General features: G+C 43.1%; 1 protein-coding gene. It reads right to left on the reverse strand.

The window, feature by feature from the left end:
• Nucleotides 1-17: 17 nt before the first annotated feature.
• Nucleotides 18-6,581, reverse strand: a 6,564-nt coding sequence (locus LAY41_RS17180; protein ID WP_249100439.1) for a S8 family serine peptidase, incomplete at its 5' end; no start/stop codon positions are given.

Raw genomic sequence — 6,581 nt, forward strand, 5'->3', positions numbered from 1 at the left:
CATAAACTTAACAGTTACTAGGGAGAGGGAGGTACTGTTAGCCCTTTAGCTTTCGCTTCAAAAAAAGCATTTAGTGGGTTATACATTCTTGCTTCAACAACTGATTTAGCCTTCCGATAAATACTGGAGGGAAAAGCATAAAATTCTGTGCCATTATCTTTGAATAGAGTGGGCAAAGGTGCCAGAGAGTTTTTATCTTCCATAAGTTTATTCAGTTTCCCATCATCTTGTACCTCAAAATGCAGATGTGGATTCATTGGGTCTTTAATAGTGCTGCCTGTATTTGATACTAAACCGAGCTTCTGTCCAGCACTAATATGCTCACCTTTTTTTACAGAGGCACTTATTTCTTTCATGTGCAGATAAACAAAAGTTTTTCCTAACAGATTGTTATGAATTGCAACCGAGCCATACGTCCCTCCTGGATTATCGACAACTATTCCCTCAACCAAAGCATAAACTGATTCACCCTCTTTAATGCCTATGTCAAATCCAGTGTGATATGTTTGATCTGAAAAAGGATCGAGATATCCAGTAGCAAGAGGAGTATCTTTTTGGAAAGTTGCATCAGATGCTGTCTTACCTGCTAGATGTTCTACCAATTCTTTTACCCCAAGAAGAGACTTAAGTTCAGCAGATGAGTCTACTTCTTCATCTTTATATGAAGGGAAAGTTCCATTGTAGTAAGCTTTGATTCCAGATATATTATCAGCATAAATATAGCCATTCTCCAAGTCATATCGCTTGGCGTAAGAAGTATTCATTGATTCACCCTTCAAGTTTAGATGCCAACCTTTTGGTCTACCTAACCACTGATTCTCTTCCTTTGCATATTCTTGGGATATATTATTGGGCAGCCAAGAAGTTTCTGCTTGACCATTACCATCGCTGCCCCAAGCCATCATAATACCTTTACCATCACTACCTCCATCAAAATTCTGAACTTTGCTGCCTCGCCACTCATGCAGAGTATCGATCGGATATCCCAGTTTGCTGCTACCACCGTAATTTACATAAGCCTGTGAAAAACTAGGATCGAGCTTTTCATTTTGAGGTTTAACAAATTCATTAAAGGCTTGACCAGCAATCCAGTATGACTGACGGCTTACTGGGTCAATCAGTAAGTTTCCCCGACCATCTTGACCTCGATCAAAATCCTGAACGAGGTAGCCACGCCAGCTATGAACGGAAGCATCATAATCATTGTTTTGGATAGGACTACCTAACTTGGTACTTCCACCGAATTTGTTAAATGCTTCTATGAAGCGTTGGTCAGCTTCGGCGCTGTTCTGGTTCTGGTTGTAGTATCCTTGGCCCACACTAATAGTACCGTGTTCGCTAGGCGCTTCATTAAATTTGTAAGCCTTAGCCTGACCGTTGTACCAGAAAATGTAGCCTCCCTCAAAGTCAGCGCGACGACCTCCCCACCAATCATATTCTTGGTATGTGGGGAAACCTAACCAGCTTTGAGAACCTCCGCCACCTCCAAAGAAGTTTTTATCAGTTTTGTCATAGAGTTCGCCAATAGCGCCATATACAGCAACAGCACCATTTTTTTCAGTATGATAAACAGCCGCAGTATTATTAAATCCTGTGTAAGGTCGCCACTGTCCTGTTGTCCCTTGAGGTGATGTACCAGCATTTCCCCACTCACTACTATTCCAAAACCATCCTGGACGAGGTGAACCGATTACATTTTGAACGCCAGCTTTTCCAATTGCTTGTTTTTCTGCTTCATTAAGAGATTGAGCTTCTCCTGCTTCATAAGCCAATACTGTTGTTACAAATGGATCAAAACTCAATGAACGAACGCTGATGCCTACACCAGGGTTAGGTAATAATCCCGTCGATGAGACGTAAACAGTTTGGATAGGATATCCGCCTTGGGCTGTACCATTGTTACTGCTTCCACCACTCGATCCACTACCAGAACTTCCGCCTCCACTAACTCCACTTGCTACTTTTTGAACATTATCAGCCCAAAAATATCCTTCTCGACCATCATTAAGCCGCACTCGATACCAATTACGATTGGCAACTGTAGAATCATTTGTTGTCAATTTCTCCAACAACGTGAAAGTTGTACCAGTAGATATTGCTTGAATTAACGTGCTTGAATTCGCCCAAGGGTATGTACGGAAGTTAGTATCTCCTATTAGTCTACCTCTTCCGCTTTCAGGCGTTTGGCTAAGAATCGAAGGAGATCCTGTTGGCTGAGGTTGAGGATTTGTTGGGAATGGTTGAGTTTCTTCTAGTTTGACATTAATTGTGGAAAAGCCAGTCCGGTCGTAATACTGGACATGAAAATCGTATGCACCCGATTCATTAACTTTGAATTCAATTGTCTTTGCAGGTTCAGTAGCACTGCGATCGCGCCAATCTCCACCAGGATTAAACCACTCATTAGTCCGAACATTTTTAAGCTTGAAAAACGTACCGTCATCAGATTGGGTTGTGATTTTGTAAGTTTTTCCAGCCTTTAAATCTATGCGAGTCCACCCTAGCATCGCAAAGTTATCATTCTGCACACCAGTTGTTGGACTTCCCTCGCCAAAATCTTTATTCAGGCTTATCAAACCATTGCCATTATTTTGGTATCCAAGGTCAACAACTGCCGCAGGATTATTGTTGAAATCGTAGTCATAGGTACTGTAATCATCTACATTCCATTGATTGCGGTTGATAAACCTTGCATTCCAATTGCTAGCTGAAATATTAGGCCAAATATCTTGACCTTGCCAATTTCTTTTAATGGTACGACCATCGTAAGTTTCGGCAATAAAGCCATTTTCAAAAGCTTGGTAAACTTTATAGCCATTAAAATTAGACCGCTCCTGCGACATCGTGGGGAAGCCTAAAACTCCATCTTGCCCACCTAAAGAGCGATAGGCATTTAGAATACCCCCTTGAACTCGGTACGGGCCACCAGTAGTGATTTGCTGCTGTTGTCCGTTATTGTCGATGTATTTCTCCAAGCCTCCCAAAGCTGATTGACCATCTTTGAGCAAGAAAATACTATCCCCATCTCCCTTCGGACTAGCTGTAAATTCTTGAATCCATCCATTATTAATCCGACTAACTGGCCCCGTTGGTTGTCCTACACTTCCCGGATTCCAGTAACCGTAGTCATTCTTCCACTGCAATTCCGTACCGGAAGGCGCATTTTGACCTACCAAATCAAACCGATCTTTCTGATAGTAAGTTGGCGTGACAACTCCATATCGATTTATCAGCATTCCTCCTTCAAAATATGCCACTTCACTACCATCAGTCTGTCTGATCACAGATGAAATCGGTACGCCTAAACCAGAGTAAATGCCAAACAATCCATCCTGCAAATAGGGATTTTTGCCAGAAGGGTCATCGTATTTCCTGAAATAGTAATTGGTGTAGTAATCAGCAATTGACCCCGACAGCGAGAAAGTTCCGTGCTGGCTCTTGTAGAGCGAAGTGTATCCTAAATTTTGGCTTGGGAAGAAAGCTCTTTGAACGTCAGTGCCAAAATAAGATTTTGCTGGTGAAGTATCGACAAAGCTAGGATTACCTAAATAATTACCCTGACCTACAAGCCGATTATATTCACGCAGCATCTCACCACTTAGCGTCTTGCCATTGGAGAACCACTGAGTAGCATTATTATCAAAAGGTGCTGTCAACTGGAATGCACCAGTAAAAGTATTACTTGCAGCACCAGACTGGTCATAAGCTGTCGCTTTGAACTCATAGTTACCAGTTGCTAAATCGTCCACGCTCAAATAGAAATTCGCCCATTGGCCATCCCTGTTCAAACTTTGATTGCGGCTGAAAAACTGCCAGTCATTACCATTTTGTTTCAGCCAGAAATCTACTCTAGAAATGTCACTGGCTCCATTGCGATCGAAAACTTTACCATTTAGCTCAACAGTTGAGCCTACGTTGTAGCTGTTACTCGTTAAGTTAAACTGCAAATTTTCCGGTGCTGTGTTTCTGGGAATAGCAGACAAACTAAAGTTATAGTTAGAACCACCAGAGGCAAAAGGTTTCAATCGGATGTAGTAAGTGCCTGGAGTTCCCGGATATGTACCAGCCATATCCGAGCTAAAATTCGGCGCAGGAGTATTTGTACTCCACTGCAATTTAGAATCATTATTATACAGTTGAAAATCTACGCCAGGAGTTAACCCATCTACGCGCCAATTCAGGTTGCTATCATTATTCAATTCAAAGCGGTAATAGTCAGATGGATCGGCATCACCCAAGAAATCTTGAAAAGTTTGAGTGCCATTAAGTACACCAATATTGCGTGCTTGATTAAAGCTATTTCCCGCATAATCTGGCGGTACAGTTGCTACTGGCGTAGCAGTTCCCAATCCTAATGTAGAAAATGGCGGAACTGATTCACCGGGCTGTGTTGCCCCTGGAATTGTCGGTAAAGGAACACCTGCACCGTAAGTATACCAAGTTGCATAACCACTCGGTTGCACGCTCAAGTAGCCATTAGCATAGTAATGAGTATCTACCCCATTACTTGTAACAGTCTTAGAAAATCCTCCGGCATTACTTGGAACTTGTCCTTCACCTGGATTTTGTGCTTGTCGAGAGAAAATCCCATTAATTGTGAAAGGTTGTGTATATGGCTGCTTAATCCATTGCCGATTAATACTATCCCAAGAAGGACGTGGCAAAACTTCTAAAAGATAGCGCCCTTTGTTCAGATTTTTTAACTCTATTGGCTGAGACAAATCGAGGGCAACAAAGCCAGTATCTACTAATACTTCTCCAGCACCGTTTTCACCTTCAAGTCCTACCAGCTTCTTAACTTGTAGTTGAATCCGATCGGCAACAGACGAGCTTATTTTAAGGCTTAAATTTCCTGGTTCGTTTATATCTAGCCAATAATTTACCCCTGATTGAGTGGAATTACTAGGATTATAGTTAAGTTGATCGGAGGTATTTAGTTCAGCTACAGTTACTCCCGATGGAGTTTTAAATTGTGCAGCCCCAGAGAAACTAGAAGGTCGATCTGGAATAAATTCAGATGCCAGGTTATAGTTCTGTAAATTAGTATGATAAACAACAGGCTCATCTCCAAAAGAATCTAAAAAGTTGTTCTGGGAATCCTCTAGATTGAGTTTGAAATAATACGTACCAGGATCGACAAACATCTCCTCAGTCTTGAAAACTGGGGCGGTGTATGCACCACCTGCATATCCACCTCCGCCCGGTGCGCCTGCCCCTACGTTGTATAATTTGGAGTAAGAAGAGGAAAATTGACGCGATATTGGTTTACCATCTGTTCTCAACCACTCTACATTTGGCAACCATTCTGTACCATTGCTACGGGTAACTGTGTACCGTAAATAACCCGGTTGCTCAATAGTAACTTCATAATATTTTTCGCGATTATTGACATCAACTGTATCACTATCAGAGAAGTTAGGATCTGGTTGTACCGCCGCCGTAGCTAGGGTATTCCCTCCACTCGCAGCCCGCTCGACTGGCGTTACTTTCCCTTCTCCATCCCAAGTAAATGGTGCTACCCAAGGGAAAGGCGTGTAAGTTTGCGGTGTTGTTTTCTTCGCTAATTCGATCGCACCTACTACATTTAACAACCCAGCGCCCGTTTCTGCATCCCATCCCGGCGTTTTCACATCCACCGCCGTCAATTCGAGAATATCAATTACTTGCCTGTAGCTAAGATCGGGATTTGCTGCCCATATTAAAGATGCCACACCCGTCGCCCTCGCTGCTGCAACGGAAGTCCCCGCCATCATACCTACGCCATCTTTTACCGTAGACAGCACGGGATTATCCCTTGTGCCACCTTCAGTTAAAATATCCAAACCCGCACCATAACTGGAATAGTTGGCCCGATCGAACTCATTGGATGCGCCAACAGTGATAATATTGTCAAACTCCTGGGATGCTTGCCCCAAAACCGACATCACGCCGCCATCGTTACCAGCAGCAGTGACAATTAGGACATGGTTTTGACGCGCAAATTCGATCGCTTCCCGTTCTTTTGGCGTCAACTCATACCGCGTAGTAACAGTACCATCGGGATTAACTTGCGTTAAATCTAAACTGAGATTAACAACGGTATTTTTGTATCCAGAGTATTTCGCCGTACCCACAAATTCGTACAGCGAAGAAGCCCAATTTCCACCACCAACTGCACGCCCCAACCAAATTGGTGCTTTATCGTTGATACCATCAATCCCAATACCATTACCTTGGGTAGCAGCAATTAATCCTAAAATATGAGTTCCGTGTTCGTTTCCTTCACCGGGAGATAGGAAAGGATTGCCGTCATTGGAAATGCGATCGCTTCCCAACTTAAATCGGCGATAATCAAGATCGGGATTATTTCCACTAAATCCAGTATCAATTACACCAATTAAAGGTTGATTTGGATCGATCTGTGGTGTCGGATCTACTACTGGTGGCGGATTAACAGGTGTTCCCGGATCTACTACTGGTGGCGGAGTCACAGGTGTTCCCGGATCTACTACTGGTGGCGGATTAACAGGTGTTCCCGGATCTACTACTGGTGGCGGATTAACAGGTGTTCCCGGATCTACTACTGGTGGCGGATTAACAGG

The sequence above is a fragment of the Argonema galeatum A003/A1 genome (assembly GCF_023333595.1).
GTDB classification, from domain to species: domain Bacteria; phylum Cyanobacteriota; class Cyanobacteriia; order Cyanobacteriales; family Aerosakkonemataceae; genus Argonema; species Argonema galeatum.